Raw genomic sequence first — 14696 nt, forward strand, 5'->3', positions numbered from 1 at the left:
GCGGCGGCGGCTGGTCCCATGGAATGTGCGCCGCCGGTCCCAGCGGCGACGTACGGAGAGGCCGCCGGCCTGGCCAAGGCACCGGCTGCGCTCCGCGGCGGCATTGCCACGGGGCGTTCGTTTTTGGGGACAGTAGCGAGCTAGTCCGCTCAGCGGAAGACCTCGTCCAGAATCCGGGCGTCAGCGGAAGTGGAGTTGCGGTGAAAAAGCATAAGCGCCGGTCAGTGGCGCGTCGGCCGAAACCTGAACGTCTACGCGCGTCCAGGTCGGCCGACGGCTCGGCAACACTCCGTACACCAGACGCGAACGGCCGTTAACCCACCGTGAACGACTGCTGCACAATTTTTCCGTTCACGAGCACCTCGCAGGCCCTGATCGCCCTCGTCGCGGGGTCGCGGACGGTGAAGTTCAGGGCGAAAGTGCCGTCGAGTCCGATGACCCGGGTGACGTACGAGTCCGAGGTCTGCTTCCCGTCGGCGGTGCGGCCGGTCACCGACACCGTGGCGACGGGGGCGAAGCCCCGGCCGGTCACCTGGACCACCGTACCGACGGGCCCCTCGGGCGGCGACAGCGCGAAGGCCGGCCCGGCGGGGGCGGTCCCGTCCTGGACGGTGAACGCCGCCGTCTCGGTGCGCGGGTTGACGAGGACCTCCCGGACCCGGATCGCGACGGTGTCGGAGGCGTTGACGGTGAAGGTCTGCGAGAACGCCCCGTCCAGCCCGACCACCTTGGTCTTCACCGGGTCGGACGTCTGTGATCCGTCGGCCCGCAGCCCGACGATGGACACGGTGGCCACCTTCGCGAAGCCCTGGCCGAGGACGGTGACGGCGGTGCCCTTCGGGCCTGCCGACGGGGTGAGGACGACGAAGGTCGGGGCGACGGTCAGCGGGGTGAGGGCCTGCGCTCCCCCGGCGGTGACCTGGAGCGCGTACACAGCGCGCGGGGTGGATCCGGCCACGGTGACCGTACCGGCGAGCGTTCCGTCCGCGTTGATCCGGAGGGTGGAGCCGCTGATCCGGGCACTGTCACAGGCGCTGCCGTCGGCGGCGCAGAGCGCGGCGGAGGGGGTGGTGCCGGTCGGCCAGTCGCCGCCCGAGAGGGTGATCGTCCCGCCGGGTTTGACCTTCGCCGCGCCCGCGGAGAGTGTCGCGGAGGCGTCGGTCACGGTGAACGGTGTGGTCAGTACGGTGGTCGGATCGTTGCCCTCGTCGACCTGGATCGAGGCGATGGCCGGGTCGGAGACGGTGAAGTCGACGCTGAACTTGCCCTCGGGGGTGCTCTTCACGTAGACGGCGGTGTCATCGAGCGTCGCGCCGCTCGCGTCCAGGCCGACGGTGTTGATCCACCGGTCCTGGAAGTAGTTGCTGCCGGTGACCTCGATGACGCTGCCCAGCGGGGCGCCGGAGCGGGAGAGCGCGATGGTCCGCGGGCCGCCGGGGACGTACGCCTTGACGGTCAGGGGTGCGGTCGCCTCTTTCGTACCGTCGCCGACCTTCACCAGGTACGAGCCGTCGGGCACCGTGCCCGCGGCGGCGAGCACCGCGTTTCCGGTCAGTTCGCCCGAGCCGCTGATCGCGAGCGTGCCGGAGACGAACTTGCCGGGGTCGCAGCCCCCTCCGTCCGCCGCGCACAGGGACGGTACGGGGGTGGCGCCGGCGGTCCACAGGCTGCCGGACAGGGCGACCGCGGTGGACGGCCGGACGGCGGTGGTCGGCGCGGTCAGGGTGGCGGGCAGGCCCGCGGTGCCCTTGGCGTCCACGGTGCCGATGGAGCCGCCGCCGCCGACCACGTCGCACGGGGTCTCGTAGGTGGAGCCGAGCACCTTCGTACGTGTCAGATTGCGCACGGGGGTGAAGGAGATCGGTCCGCTCGCGTTGGCGGGGATGATGAAGTCCCCTTCGTACGGCGGGATTTCGATGGGTTTCCCGGACGGGATGGTGAGGTTGATCTGGGGTCCGGTGACGGTGACCGTGCCGGTCGCGCCGCCCGACATGGCGAGGTCGATGCTGGGGGTGGTGGGCACATCGCTCAGGCTGAGTCCGCTGGTGGCGGGCGACGGGCCGAGGGTGACCTTGGCGTGTACTTTGCCGCCCGGGTCGACGATGGCCGGCGAGAGGTCGACGCTCATCTGCTGCGGACCGGTGGCCTGACCCTGACCGGCCGGCAGGGTGCAGTGGACGGTCGGGGTGACGGTGCCGGCGAGGGCGGCGGGGGCGATTGCGACGGCTCCGCCGGTCCAGACGAGCACGGCTCCGGTGGTGAGGGCGACGGCCCGGCGTAACACCGCACCCGGCCTTTCCATTCTTCTCGATCTCGGCAGTAATGACATGCGGCTCCTTGGTGATTACAGGAAATCTCCTGCTACGGGATCTCCGAATTCGACATGGGCGACGCCCGCCTGCTCCTTGCGAAACGGAGCGGGCGGGCGTCTCCGGGTACGCGCCTTTCCTTCCTTCCCTGGCGGCTCTCGGACCTTTACCTGGCGGCTCTCGGACCTTTACCTGGCGGCCCTCGGACCTTTACCTGGCGGCTCTCGGATCCCTGGCGGCCCTCAGAGAAGGGTGAGCGTCAGAGTGGCGCTGTAATCTCCGGGCCGGGTGGTTGTGGGCACCGTCAGTACGAGATCGGCGTCGGCGTCGAACCGGCCGCCGGTGAACGGGCGGGAGCCGTCCGGATTCATCCGGCAGAGACTCGCCGCCTCGCTCCCGAGCGCGGCGGGCGATCCGGCCACCGGCACGCCCACGCTCCCGTTCTGCGCCGCGCATTTGGGCGTCCACCGGACGGCGCCCGCCGGGATGGTGTCCCCGTCGGCGCTGGTGAACCCGGTGAGGGTGGCGGTCAGGGACCAGCCTCTGTTGACGCCGCGGGCGTCCTCCACCTCGACCCGGTTGAGCCGGGCGCGCTGCACCCCGCTGCCGGTGCCCAGGACCGTCGTACCGAAGTCGACGGTGTCGCCGTCCTGGACCATGGACAGCGTCCCGGCCCGGACCGAGGTGTTCAGCTTCTGGTCGGCGCTGCCACCGCCCCCTCCTCCGCCCGTGATGACGGTGAACGGGCTGGTCCGTACGGTGGCGGGATCGTTGCCCTCGTCGGCCTGGACGGCGACGACGGCATCGGAGATCACGGTGAACTCGACGGCGAACGTGCCGTCCGAGGCGCTCTTGACGTACACCGCGCTGTCGTCCAGCCCGGTGCCCGTCGCGTCGAGCCCGATGACATTGATCCAGCGGTCCGGGTTGTAGTTCTTTCCGCTGACCGTGATCACACTGCCGACGGGTCCGCTGCTCCGCGAGAGCGAGATCTCGCGGTCGCCGGCCGCGACGGCCTTGACGGTGAGGGGAGCGGTGGCTTCCTTCGTGCCGTCGTTGACCTTCACCTCGTACGTGCCGTCCGGCACCGCCCCGGCCTCCGCGAGGGTGGCCGTGCCGTGCAGCGTTCCGTAGCTGTCGATGGTGAGGGTGTGGCTCCCGAACTTCAGCGGGTCGCAGCCGCCGCCCCCCTTCGCGCAGAGCGAGGGTACGGGGCTGCCGCCCGGCGTCCAGCCCGAACCACTCAGGGTGACGGGGGTGTTGGGGCGTACGGGGTCGGCGGGGGCGGTCAGGGTGGCGGGCTCGGAGCCGGTGCCCTCCGCCGTGACGGTGCCGATCGAGCTGCCGCCGTCGACCACGTCGCAGGGCGTCTCGAAGACCGAGCCGAGCACCTTGGTCTGCGTCAGCGTACGGACCGGGGCGAAGGAGATCTCCCCCGAGGCGTTCGCGGGGACCAGGAAGTCGCCCTCGTACGGCGGGATTTCGATGGGCGTCCCGGACGGGATGTCCATCGTGAACTCGGCGCCCCGCACGGTGACGGTGCCGGTGGCCCCGCCCGACATCGCGAGGTCGAGGCTGGGGATGGTCGGCACGTCTTCCAGCGGCAGACCACTGGTGGCGGGGGACGGACCCAGCGTGACCTTGGCGTGCACCTTGCCACCCGGAGCGACGACCGCGGGCGACAGCTCGACGGTCATCTCCTGCGGGCCGGTCGCCTCGCCCTGGCCGGCGGGCAGCGTGCAGTGGACGGTCGGGGTGACCGTACCGGCGGCCTGCGACCCCACCGCCCCGGCCGCCTGGGCGGTGGCCCCGACACAGCTCAGGCACAGTACGAAGCAGGCAGCGAGCAGACCGGTCACGCCAGGTCTTCGTCGTCGAATCACCAGACACCCCTCCATGGCCCATTGATTTGCGCACATTGAGGAGGTCGCACGCAGAGAAGTCAAGAGAGAATTGACGGATCATCATCCGGAGAATGATCGTTATCTAAAATGCCCGAAAAGCATTTCCGCAGATACTTTCCACGCACCTGTTGACATCTCTTGACATCTCTGAAGATCACAGTTTCACTGCACCCGACATGCCGGGCCCGGCACGCAGATCCGCAAGAAGATCGCAAACGGCGATTTCTTCGAATCCGCGGAATTCAACCGGAAGGAGTTCCTCCCGTCATGTCAATCCCTTCAGTACGGTCATCGGCCGTACGGACGGCGGCCCCGCACTCGCCGGGCCGAAGACGCCTCCCGTTGGTGCTGGCCGCGGCCTGTGCCGTGGCCGGCGCCCTCGCTCTGGCCCCGACGGCCCAGGCGGTGACCCCGGCCTACGTAACGGCCAATTACGACTGCGGAACCTGGGGCCACGGTCAGGCCAGACTGACCCCCGCCGACTCGGGCACGTCCAAGACCATCAAGATCACCTCCTCCGAGATCACCATGCCGCCCGGCACCAGTGCCGACCCGAACAGCATCACGGCGACGCTCAAGCTCACCAAGACCTCGGGCGGCGCCACCAGTCAGGTGCAGTTCTCCGGAAAGCTCAACCCCGGCATGGCCTACCCCAACCCGATCACCCTGGGGCCGCTGAAGCTCACCTCCGGCACCCTGGCCGCGGGTGACACCACGAACTCCGTGGTGCTGTCCGGTGCGCCGAGCGCCACCAACTGGTCACTGCAGATCGTGGCCTCGTCCCCGACGTCGGCCACGGTTCCGTGTGTGGCCACGACCATCCAGTCCGCACCGATCGTCTGGTAGCCGTCTCGACGTCCCGTCCGTTGTCCGTTCCCTGTCGCGTCCGGCAGCCGTTCAGCGTCTCGTCCGGCTGCCGTTCGACGTTTCGTCCGGCTGCCGTTCAGCGTTCCCGTCCGGCAGCCGTTCGACGTCGCGTCCGGCAGCCGTTCGACGTCGCGTCCGGCAGCCGCACCCCTCCGCACCCGGTCCGTACGCGATCCGCACCTGACCCGCACCCCATCCGCACTGACGACACCGGCCCGGGGCGAGGACCGCTGTCCCCGCCCCGGGCCGGCACGTCACGAGAGCGTCCTCACCTCATCCGCGTGGCCCACTCCTGGACCTTCTGGATCCGCTGCTGGATCTGCCCGGCCGTCGCCTCCGCGCTCGGCGGCCCGCCACACACCCGGCGCAGCTCGGTGTGGATCACCCCGTGCGGCTTGCCGCTCTGGTGCGTATACGCGGACACCATCGTGTTGAGCTGCTTGCGCAGCCCCAGCAGCTGCTTGTGCGTGACCACCGGCCGCGCCTCGGCCGGCTTCTCCAGCAGGTCGGCCTCCCCGGCCGGCTTCTGGCGGCTGTGCGCGATCTGCCGGGTCTGCCGCTTCTGGAGCAGCAGCTGCACCTGGTCGGGTTCGAGCAGTCCGGGAATCCCCAGGTAGTCCTGCTCCTCCTCGCTCCCGGGGTGGGCCTGCATGCCGAATTCGGCACCGTCGTAGAGCACCCGGTCGAAGACCGCGTCGGATTCGAGGGCCTCGAAGGGCAGTTGCTCCTCGGTCTCCTCGTCCTCCAGCTTCTCGGCGTCGGCGAGGAGCTTGTCCTCCTCCGCGAACGGGTTCTCCTCGTCGCTGCCCTTCTTGGGCTTGTCGAGGACGTGGTCCCGTTCGACCTCCATCTCGTTGGCGAAGTCGAGCAGCATCGGGATGGTCGGCACGAAGACCGAGGCCGTCTCGCCGCGCCTGCGCGAGCGCACGAAACGCCCGACGGCCTGCGCGAAGAAGAGCGGCGTGGAGATGGTGGTGGCGTACACACCCACGGCGAGGCGCGGCACGTCGACGCCCTCCGACACCATGCGGACGGCGACCATCCAGCGCGATCCGTCCTCGCTGAACTTGTCGATCCTCTTCGACGCGGCCTTCTCGTCGGAGAGAACGACCGTGGCCTTCTCGCCGGTGACCCTCTTGAGGATCTTGGCGTATTCGCGCGCCGATTCCTGGTCGGTGGCGATGACGAGCCCACCCGCGTCCGGGATGCCCTTGCGGACCTCGGTCAGCCGCTTGTCGGCGGCGCTCAGCACATTGGGGATCCAGTCCCCGGTGGGTGACAGGGCGGTGCGCCAGGCCTGTCCGATGGCGTCCTTGGTCATCGGCTCGCCGAGCCGGGCCGCGATCTCGTCCCCGGCCTTGGTGCGCCAGCGCATGTTGCCGCTGTAGCTGAGGAAGATCACGGGCCGGACGACGCCGTCGGCGAGCGCGTTGCCGTAGCCATAGGTGTAGTCGGCCGAGGAGCGCCGGATGCCGTCGTTGCCCTCCTCGTACACGACGAAGGGGATCGGGTTGGTGTCGGACCGGAACGGCGTACCGGTGAGCGCGAGCCGCCGGGTGGCCGGGTCGAACGCCTCCTGGCAGGCCTCACCCCAGGACTTCGAGTCACCGGCGTGGTGGATCTCGTCGAGGATCACGAGGGTCTTGCGCTGCTCGCACCGGTTGCGGTGCAGCATCGGCCGGACGCCGACACCCGCGTAGGTGACCGCGACGCCGTGGTACTCCTTGCTCAGCGGGCCCGCGCTGTACTCGGGGTCGAGCTTGATCCCTATCCTGGCCGCTGCCTCGGCCCACTGCTTCTTCAGATGCTCGGTCGGCGCGACGACGGTGATCTGCTGCACGACGTGGTGGTGCAGCAGCCATGACGCGAGGGTCAGCGCGAAGGTGGTCTTCCCCGCGCCGGGGGTGGCGACCGCGAGGAAGTCGCGCGGCTGCTCCTGGATGTACTTCTCCATGGCGCCCTGCTGCCAGGCTCGCAGCTTGCCGGCCGTGCCCCAGGGGGCGCGGCCGGGGAAGGCGGGTGAGAGGTGGTGGGAGGCGGTAGTAGTCACGGTCTCCGGTTCGGGTCTCTCGGGTACGTGGTGGGGTGTCCGTAGGACAACCGGGCCACCCTACCGGCGCCCCGCACCGAACCTCGTACGAACAGACCCAGGGGCCGCGCGGGTGCGACTCAGGTCACACGCCCGCGCGCAGGGAACGCAGGCGCTGGGCGATGCACCCGACGTCGTCGAGGGTGCCCGTCGCCACCTCGATGACGAGCTTGTACGCATCGTCCTGATCGACGTCGACCATGTCCGAACCGTTGAAGTCGAGGAACACGACCGTGCACATCCAGGCCATGGGCTTGTTCCCATCCACCAGGGGATGGGATACGGCAAGCGAGTGCAGCAGCGCAGCTGCTTTCTCGAAGAGATCCGAGTACGCCTCGATGCAACGTTAGTACCGCTCAGCGCTCCCGCACCCGCGTCGCCACCCACGCCCCCACCAGCGCCACCCCCGCCATCGGCAGGAAGACCACCGCGAACGCCCCCGGATGAGACCCCGAGGCCCCCGCCTCCACCGCCCCGTGCACGGCCCCCACGGCCCCGCCGCCGAGCGCGGCGAAGGCCGCCCCGCCCGCGGCCAGCAGCAGGACGTTCGACAGCCCGTCGGAGATCTGGAGCGCGGCCGAGTTCGCCCCCGCTTCCTCCGGCGCCGACAGCTTCAGCAGCAGCACGCTCGTCGACGCGATCACCATGCCCATGCCGAAGCATCCGAAGGCCCAGGCCACGGCGACGGTCCAGACCGGCACCGAGTCGATCAGCACGGACGGCGCGGCCGCGATCGCCGCGGCGACCAGCACCATGCCGCCCACCATCAGACGCTCCCGGTACGGTTCGAGGCGCGGCCGGGACTGTACGTACGAGCCGAGCGCCCAGGTCCCGCCCCCGGCCGCGAGCGAGAGCCCGGCCAGCGTGGGGCTCAGCCCGCGCTGGGTCACCAGCATCAGCGGTACGAACGACTCGGCGGCGATGAACGACCCGGCCGCGACCCCGCGCAGCAGCACCACCGAGGGCAGTCCGCGCGCCGCCCGGCCCGTGCCCGGGGGCAGCAGTCCGCGCACGGCGGGGACGAGCAGCCCGAACCCGACGACCGCCGGCAGCAGCGCGAACCAGTTCCGCTCCTGCCCGGCGTACTGGAGCAGCCCCGCCCCCAGCGACATCCCGAGCGCGAGAAGGATGCGGCGCCGGTCGTACGGCTCGACGGGTGCCGCGGGATCGGCCGGCCCCGACGCCCGGCGCCGGATCGCGGGCAGCGCGAGCGCCAGCGGGAACACCACGAGGACGGGGATGCCGATGAAGACCCACCGCCACCCCAGGTGCTCGGTCACGCTCCCGGCGGCGAGTGGCCCGACGACGGACGGGATCACCCAGCTCGCGGCGAACGCGGCCATGATCGACGGCCGCAGGCGCTCCGGATAGGCCCGGCTGATCACCACGTACAACGCCACGATCACGAGTCCGCCGCCGAGCCCCTGGACGGCCCGGCCGGCGATGAACATCCACATGCTGCCCGCCGTGCCCGACAGCAGGAGCCCGACCCCGAAGGCACTGATCCCGGTGGCCAGCGGCGCCAGGGGCCCGCGCCGGTCCGCCCACTGCCCGGACAGGACCATGGCGAACAGGCTGGTGGTGAAGTACGCGGAGAACGCGAACGCGTAGAGCGGAATGCCGTGCAGCTCACGGGCTGCGACCGGCATCGCGGTCCCCACGGCCGTCGCCTCGAAGGCGATCAGGAACACCACGGAGACGATGCCGACGCTGAGCGCCCGGTAGGTCCGCCCGAGCACCCCGCCGGACGCGGCACCCGGAACGGGCGACGCCGCATCGGCATTGATCCCGGTGTCGGTTTCGGTGTCCGTGTCGGTGTCGGCGGCTCGTGGTTCCAGGGCACTCATGAGCCCAAGAGTAAGGGGCAAGATCTTGGTTGAGCCCTGTCGCGAGGCGGGCCGCCGCTCGTCCGTTGGTCGTAGGACCGCGGAGCCGATCGTGAACGGAACATGGCAGTCGCGTTGCGGCCCGGCCCGCGCTCTTGAGCAGCGCGGACACCCGCCCCTACGGTCGAACCACAACGAGGAACACACGGCCGTGTGCCCGAGTGGTTCAGGGGCTCGACTGCAACTCGAGTTACACCGGTTCGAATCCGGTCACGGCCTCCACACAGTACGCCCGCCCAGCACGCGTCATACGCCGCGCCGGGCGGGCCTCGGCGTTTTCAGGAACACCCCTGGGCCCTGAGCGCGGACGGTGCGAAACCGTTGATGAATTCCTTCAGTGCTTTGCGGCGGTCGACGACGTCCTCGGGTACCGGCTCGGATTCGCCGAGTTCGACAAGGACGGCATACTTCCGCGGGGAACCCCGATCTGCATCGGGTGCCCGCATACGAAAGGCGACCACCCTACGCGCGGCGCGGGCAGTCGCCTTCTCTCGTACGGTCCGGAGATCAGGAGGCGATCGTCGGCTCTTCCTTGAGCGCTTCCTTCACCATCTCCCGCAGGTGTGCCTCGTCCTCCTTGCTGAGCGAGGTCTGCACGAGCTGACCACCGAACTTGACGATCTCGGGGACGACCCTGTCGCGGACGGATGTCTTGACGAGCACGAAGACGGCGGCGGCGCCAGGCCGGAGATTGGCGCTCAGCTCCTTCATGAAGTCGTCGTTGACACCGGTGTCGACGACGGACCCTCCGGCGGCGCCGGCCGCGGCGCCCACCGCGGCACCGAGGAACGGCACGAGGAAGAGCAGCCCGATGACGCTCCCCCACAGCGCACCGCCCGCGGCACCGGTACCCACGTGGTTGACGGCCTGATGCAGCTTGATCTTGCCGTCCTTCTCACGCCGTTCGACGACGACGACGTCCTCCAACTCGACAAGGTGCTCGCGGTTCATGGACAGCAGCTTGTCCCGGACCTGGTCGGCGGTGGCGAGATCGTCGTAGGCGATGACGAAAAGATTGCTCATGCGGCTGACTCCTCCTCGTGGTGCGTTACCGCACCAACCATAGAGGAACTGTAGTTAAATAAGATATTAGGTCCGAATGCATCGGCCCTCCAACCGCTTCAGCGGTCCGTTCCGGCCCGCGTCTCTTCTCCCCTACGCCACGCGAGCAACCCCGAGGCAATGTCCCCGTCGGGCTCTGCGAACTTCCCGTAGAGCAGCTGGAATTCAGGAGCGGCACGCCAACTGGCGTGACAGGACGCACAGTTCGCTCCTACTGTTCGAGAGGCTCTCTACAGTGGGCGGCATGGCTGATCGCACAGACCACGGCGTCGACCCGCAGACCCACCCCGACTTGCCGGCGTGGCTGACCGAACGCGCCCAGAACTTCGAGCACTGGGCCGAGGCCACCAGCACCCCCGGGACATGGGACTTCTCCCGCCAGTCCCTGGACCCACTGGAAGACCTCGTCCGCAGCCAGTACGACAGCGACGCGGAGAGCCTCGCAGCGCGACGCGACGCATTCCTTCAAGGGGCATGCTGGTACATCGGGGAAGTGCTTTGCCGCGCCCGGGGGGCGGTGTGGAAGTTCGAGCCGTTCGCCGTGAAGGGCGCCGAACTGCCGTCCCTGTTCGGGGAGGTGGATCCGTCAGGGGTCATCGACGACCCCTGCGTGGGGGCGCCCGGAGAGGACACGGAGGAGGCCATCTATCCGATGGGCGCCGTGCACGGACTGTTCTCCACCGAAGACGAGCTGGGCAACCCCATCGAGCAGCACCTCTCCGACGTGCTGGGCGACTTCGACGAGGACGAGGAGTAGCCGGGGTACCGCCGCAATCGTGGCCGTGGGGTCGATGCGCGCGTCGACGGAGGCGAAGCGGGTGGTCGAACCTCCTGCCGCCTCAGCCCTCCAGCCCTCCCACCACCCGCGCCCGCTCAAGACCCGCAAGGACCGCGTCGACCGTCTGCTCCACGGTCTGCCCGGTCGTGTCCAGCCAGAGCCCGATCCGCGGCGTCTCCTCCCGCAGCACCCGGTCCAGCGATTCGACCGTCCAGCCGGCTCCGTAACCGCTCTTGCTCCGCCCGGCCTCCCGCTCGGCAACGGCATGCGGCTCGGGGGCGAGTACGACGACGTACAACGGCTGGGTCCGTACGAGACCGACGTAGCCGGCCAGCTCCTCTCCCAGCACCACGTCCTGCACCACCGCGGTCCAGCCCTCACCCGCGTACGCATCGGCCGTCATCGCCGACAGCCGGTACCGGAGCCGGAGTTGGGCGACAGCCTCCTCGTACGCCCCCGGCACCATCTCGGCCCGCCCCGAAACCACCATTCGCCGGAAGACGTCCCCGCGCACATGAACGGCCTTCGGCAGCCGCTCGGCGAGGGCCTGGGCGACGGTGGATTTTCCCGAGGCCATCACGCCGGTGAGGAGGATGACGGCGGGACCGGGGTCAGCAGCTCGCAACACGCTCACGGTCAGCCTGCGACGGCACCCGCCAGGAACGCGGTCCAGGCGGCGGGGGCGACGGCGAAGATCGGCCCGTCGACGACCTTGGAGTCGCGGACATGGACGGTGTGGGGGCAGGTGGCCACCTCTACGCAGGCCTCGCCCTCGTTGTTGCTGTAGCTGGACTTGCGCCAGTCGTAGGCGACTTCGACGCAGGCGCCGCCTTCGTTGTTGCTGTAGCTGGACTTGAACCAGGAGAGCTCGGGCCCGGTGGTGGTCACAGTTGCCTCGCCTTCGTTTCGATGATCTCCGCCGACTTCCAGGGGTTGAGCGCCTGGGCCCGCAGGATGCCGAAGAGGTCGAACGTATCGCCCACCTGCTCCGGCCTGGCGATCAACCTACCGCCGCCCTGCGCCTCCACGTACACCAGATTGCGGCCTTCCGCCGTGCACATCAACTGCATCGGCCCGTTCAATCCCGCGTGCGTGTGCTGGTCCGACGGCATCACCTGCACCGTCAGGTGGTTCATCCGCCGCATGCACTCCAGGAGATGCAGCAACTGCTCCTTCAACACCTCGGCACCTCCGAGCGTCCGTTCCAGGATCGACTCCTCGATGACGAACCCGACGTACGGCGGTGGCGTGCGCATCAGCACTGCCTGCCGTTCCAGCCGCGCCTCGACATGCCGGACGATCTCGTCCTCGGTGTACGCGGGTTTGCGTGCCCGGTACAGGGCGTACGCGTACGCCTCCGTCTGGAGCAGCCCCGGGATCAGCATCGTCTCGTACGCGCTGATGACCCGCGCCTGCCGTTCCAGCCGCGCCCAGTCCAGGAACTTCGCCGGGTACTTCTCCTCGTCGATCAACTCGACGCACGCCTTCAGCGCACCGCCCGCGACGAAGACCCGGTCCGCGTCGGCCAGCAGTTCCAGCGCCGGGATGCGCTCCGCCCGCTCGACCGCCCCCATCAGCGACTCCGAGATCAACAGCTTGTCCGCCGCGTCCTTCTGCGTGAGCCCGGCCCGCACCCGATGGATACGGATCAGTTCACCCACGAGCCGCCGCACCTGCGACGGCGCACTACTTGTCCCCACAGTCACCACCACCCTCCCCACATCGCATCGATGTGGACCGCGTCCTCCTGGTCACGCTATGCAGCCGCCGGGATGCTTGGGGTCATGACGAGCAAGAAACTCCCCGAATGGGTACCCGCAGCCGGACACCAACTTCACCTGACCGGCATCCACTTCGATGCCATCCGGCTGCGTGGCGTACGAGGCGAGGCAGTGCTTCAGCACCTCGGAACGCTCACCGAGGGCGAACCGGGCCCGGTCGTACGGGAGGTCGCGGGCGCCCGGTGGACGTACTTCCTGATCCCGCCCGGGTCGAGCAAGGAGTACGACTGGCCGCCGGGCGCCAGGTGCTTCGGGCCGGCCGCCCGGGACCAGTACGTGGGAATCCCCGCACCGGACGGCAACACGTACCCACTCAGCTGGCGGTGCGGGGCGCCGCAGGAAGGGGAGTTCGTGGACGTGGAGCTGCTGTACGGGCTGGTGATGGCGCAGTTGGCCCCGGAGGAGGGGTGAGGCGGGCGCGGGTAGGGAAGGTGACCGTCAGCTGCCGGTCCTGCCGCGGAATGCGTCCATGGTCATGGTTCGGCGGCGCTCAGCGCATTGGGGATCCGGTTCCCGGTGTGCGACAGGGCGGTGCGCCAGGCCTGCCCACGCGGTTCCAGGGCACTCATGACGACAGAGACCCTGTCGGCGGGGGTAGTCCGGACCGGCCCTTGGCCGTAGGACCGCCGGCCCCGAGGGGCCCGTGGTCACGGTTCGGCCCCGCGGCCGTTCTTGACCGCCGTACGGCGGTCGTGTTGCGGGCCGCGGGAGCCCCTTGAGAGCGGTCGCCGCGGGCCCGTACCTTCCGGAGCGAGGGGCCAGGGCTGCAGACAAGTCGAGGTCCAGGACGGTGATACCCAGCAGTGCGGCCAGGTGCTCCGCCGTACCGGGCCGGGCCCGGTCGGCTTCGACGAGTGCGCACGCGGGGGCGTACAGGAACCAGCCCGATTCGGCGTGAGCCCGGTGGATGAGACGGGAGGCAAGAACGTTGCCCTGACCGGCGGCGGCCATCGCTGTGTCATCCAGGACGATGTGGATGGCGTCGGTCACCGGTCCGCCGCCCGGGCCCCGGGGTCGAGGCGGACAGGTCGATGAGGTGGATGGACGTGGTACCCGCGAAGGGGACCGCGAGTGGGGGCTCCTTCTGGTCGGCTGCCGCGCCCGGGGTCGTCGGCCGGCGGTTTCCCGCCTGCGTCAGGCGGTCTGCGGTGTGAGGGAGGGGAAGGGCTGTCCGTCGAGCGTCCAGTGTGGGTCGGGCGTGATGCCCAGGGCGGCGTAGACGTGGGCGGCGACATCGGCGTGGCGGAGGCCCTCCGGTGTGGTGGAGGGGGTGATGCCGGGGCTGTTCGCGGCGATCCAGGCGGTGCGCTCCAGTGTGCTGCGCCCGCCGTGGCCGCCTTCGTCGCGGTGGCCGTGGTCGGTCACCGCGATGATGGTCCACTCCTCGGACCGGGCGTCGGGACGTTCGCGTACCGCGGTGAGGAGCTGTCCGAGTCGTCGGTCGGCGGTCTCGATCGCGCGCTGGTACTCGGGGCCGCAGCCGAGGTAGTGGGCGGTCTCGTCGACGGCGCCGAGGTAGACGAAGGAGGCGTCCAGGTCTTCGCCGGAGCTGAGAACCCTTACGGCTTCGTCGGTCACGCTCTGGTCGCATTCCTCCCAGGCCTGCGGGGTGTCCTCGCGCGGGGCGATGTAGGCGAGCCTGCTCGGGGCCGCGAAGACCGGGCCGCCCTGCCGGGCCAGGAACAGGGGTTCCCAACCGCCCGCCGCGAAGGTCCGCATCCCGTACTCGGCAGCCAGACGGGTGGTGAAGTCGGGAAAAACCGCGAGCCGGTTTCCGGTGAAGTTGTTGCCCCAGACTCCGTGCTTGGCCACACCGGCACCGGTGACGATCGTGGTCCAGCAGGGGCCCGACATGGTCGGTGTGTCGTCGTCGATGTGGACGGGCGCGAGGAAGCCGGCCTTCGCGAGTTCGTCGAGGTTGGGGGTGTCCAGCAGGGGCAACTGGTCAAGGCGGACGCCGTCGATGCCGACGACCAGGACGCGGGGGGTGGGCATGTTCTCGGTTCCTTCGTGAGTCGGA

At 69.6% G+C, this 14696-nt stretch carries 13 protein-coding genes, 1 tRNA gene and 1 pseudogene; 4 read left to right on the top strand and 11 right to left on the bottom strand.

Annotation, left to right across the window (positions count from 1 at the left end):
- Nucleotides 1-313: 313 nt before the first annotated feature.
- Entirely contained in the window at nucleotides 314-2284 is a 1971-nt protein-coding gene (locus OG936_RS12265; RefSeq protein ID WP_406494547.1) for a hypothetical protein, read from the bottom strand.
- A gap of 267 nt (nucleotides 2285-2551) precedes the next feature.
- Entirely contained in the window at nucleotides 2552-4168 is a 1617-nt protein-coding gene (locus tag OG936_RS12270; RefSeq protein WP_406494549.1) for a hypothetical protein, read from the bottom strand.
- A gap of 312 nt (nucleotides 4169-4480) precedes the next feature.
- Here OG936_RS12270 and OG936_RS12275 point away from each other — a divergent pair, with 312 nt between their 5' ends.
- Entirely contained in the window at nucleotides 4481-5059 is a 579-nt protein-coding gene (locus OG936_RS12275; RefSeq protein ID WP_406494550.1) for a hypothetical protein, read from the top strand.
- A 289-nt stretch (nucleotides 5060-5348) separates the two neighbouring features.
- Here the strand turns inward: OG936_RS12275 and OG936_RS12280 are convergent, their stop codons facing one another.
- The 3 genes from OG936_RS12280 to OG936_RS12290 all read right to left on the bottom strand — a co-directional run bounded on the left by OG936_RS12280 (nucleotide 5349) and on the right by OG936_RS12290 (nucleotide 9016).
- Nucleotides 5349-7130: a DEAD/DEAH box helicase gene (locus tag OG936_RS12280; RefSeq protein WP_406494552.1), complete on the bottom strand. Its 1782-nt coding sequence runs from the start codon at nucleotides 7128-7130 to the stop codon at nucleotides 5349-5351.
- Nucleotides 7131-7254: 124 nt separating this feature from the next.
- Nucleotides 7255-7509, bottom strand: coding sequence for a type II toxin-antitoxin system death-on-curing family toxin (locus OG936_RS12285; protein ID WP_406500415.1), 255 nt, complete (start codon nucleotides 7507-7509; stop codon nucleotides 7255-7257).
- A 16-nt stretch (nucleotides 7510-7525) separates the two neighbouring features.
- Nucleotides 7526-9016, bottom strand: a complete 1491-nt coding sequence (locus OG936_RS12290) for an MFS transporter (protein WP_406494553.1) — start codon at nucleotides 9014-9016, stop codon at nucleotides 7526-7528.
- Between the two features lie 186 nt (nucleotides 9017-9202).
- Between OG936_RS12290 and OG936_RS12295 the strand changes: the two genes are divergently transcribed.
- Nucleotides 9203-9277, top strand: a tRNA-Cys gene (locus OG936_RS12295).
- Nucleotides 9278-9562: 285 nt separating this feature from the next.
- Here OG936_RS12295 and OG936_RS12300 read toward each other — a convergent pair.
- Entirely contained in the window at nucleotides 9563-10078 is a 516-nt protein-coding gene (locus OG936_RS12300; RefSeq protein ID WP_406494554.1) for a DUF1269 domain-containing protein, read from the bottom strand.
- A gap of 283 nt (nucleotides 10079-10361) precedes the next feature.
- Here OG936_RS12300 and OG936_RS12305 point away from each other — a divergent pair, with 283 nt between their 5' ends.
- The gene (locus OG936_RS12305; RefSeq protein ID WP_406494555.1) at nucleotides 10362-10874 is read left to right on the top strand and encodes a hypothetical protein; all 513 of its coding nucleotides are present in this window, start codon (nucleotides 10362-10364) and stop codon (nucleotides 10872-10874) included.
- Nucleotides 10875-10956: 82 nt separating this feature from the next.
- On the opposite strand, the gene OG936_RS12310 is transcribed toward OG936_RS12305, so the two are convergent.
- The 3 genes from OG936_RS12310 to OG936_RS12320 are packed head-to-tail and all read right to left on the bottom strand — an operon-like array spanning nucleotide 10957 to nucleotide 12556.
- Nucleotides 10957-11520, bottom strand: coding sequence for an AAA family ATPase (locus OG936_RS12310; RefSeq protein WP_406494557.1), 564 nt, complete (start codon nucleotides 11518-11520; stop codon nucleotides 10957-10959).
- A gap of 11 nt (nucleotides 11521-11531) precedes the next feature.
- Nucleotides 11532-11783: a DUF397 domain-containing protein gene (locus OG936_RS12315; RefSeq protein WP_406494559.1), complete on the bottom strand. Its 252-nt coding sequence runs from the start codon at nucleotides 11781-11783 to the stop codon at nucleotides 11532-11534.
- Nucleotides 11780-12556 (bottom strand): Scr1 family TA system antitoxin-like transcriptional regulator, encoded by a 777-nt coding sequence (locus OG936_RS12320; RefSeq protein WP_406494560.1) that lies wholly within the window; start codon nucleotides 12554-12556, stop codon nucleotides 11780-11782. Before OG936_RS12320 ends, OG936_RS12315 begins: the two co-directional genes overlap by 4 nt.
- A 123-nt stretch (nucleotides 12557-12679) precedes the next feature.
- On the opposite strand from OG936_RS12320, the gene OG936_RS12325 reads away from it, so the two are divergent.
- Entirely contained in the window at nucleotides 12680-13087 is a 408-nt protein-coding gene (locus OG936_RS12325; RefSeq protein WP_406494562.1) for a hypothetical protein, read from the top strand.
- Between the two features lie 344 nt (nucleotides 13088-13431).
- Here OG936_RS12325 and OG936_RS12330 read toward each other — a convergent pair.
- Nucleotides 13432-13666: pseudogene (locus OG936_RS12330) on the bottom strand (hypothetical protein); the annotation flags it as partial.
- A gap of 144 nt (nucleotides 13667-13810) precedes the next feature.
- Nucleotides 13811-14671, bottom strand: a complete 861-nt coding sequence (locus OG936_RS12335) for an alkaline phosphatase family protein (RefSeq protein ID WP_406494563.1) — start codon at nucleotides 14669-14671, stop codon at nucleotides 13811-13813.
- Between the last annotated feature and the right edge of the window lie 25 nt (nucleotides 14672-14696).

The sequence above is a fragment of the Streptomyces sp. NBC_00846 genome, assembly GCF_045207325.1.
GTDB lineage: Bacteria > Actinomycetota > Actinomycetes > Streptomycetales > Streptomycetaceae > Streptomyces.

Bases quoted from the DNA above. Each gene is read 5' to 3' on its own strand.
- OG936_RS12275 (WP_406494550.1), top strand. From the start codon at position 4,481: ATGTCAATCCCTTCAGTACGGTCATCGGCCGTACGGACGGCGGCCCCG.
- OG936_RS12290 (WP_406494553.1), bottom strand. From the start codon at position 9,016: ATGAGTGCCCTGGAACCACGAGCCGCCGACACCGACACGGACACCGAA.
- OG936_RS12300 (WP_406494554.1), bottom strand. From the start codon at position 10,078: ATGAGCAATCTTTTCGTCATCGCCTACGACGATCTCGCCACCGCCGAC.
- OG936_RS12305 (WP_406494555.1), top strand. From the start codon at position 10,362: ATGGCTGATCGCACAGACCACGGCGTCGACCCGCAGACCCACCCCGAC.
- OG936_RS12325 (WP_406494562.1), top strand. From the start codon at position 12,680: ATGACGAGCAAGAAACTCCCCGAATGGGTACCCGCAGCCGGACACCAA.
- OG936_RS12335 (WP_406494563.1), bottom strand. From the start codon at position 14,671: ATGCCCACCCCCCGCGTCCTGGTCGTCGGCATCGACGGCGTCCGCCTT.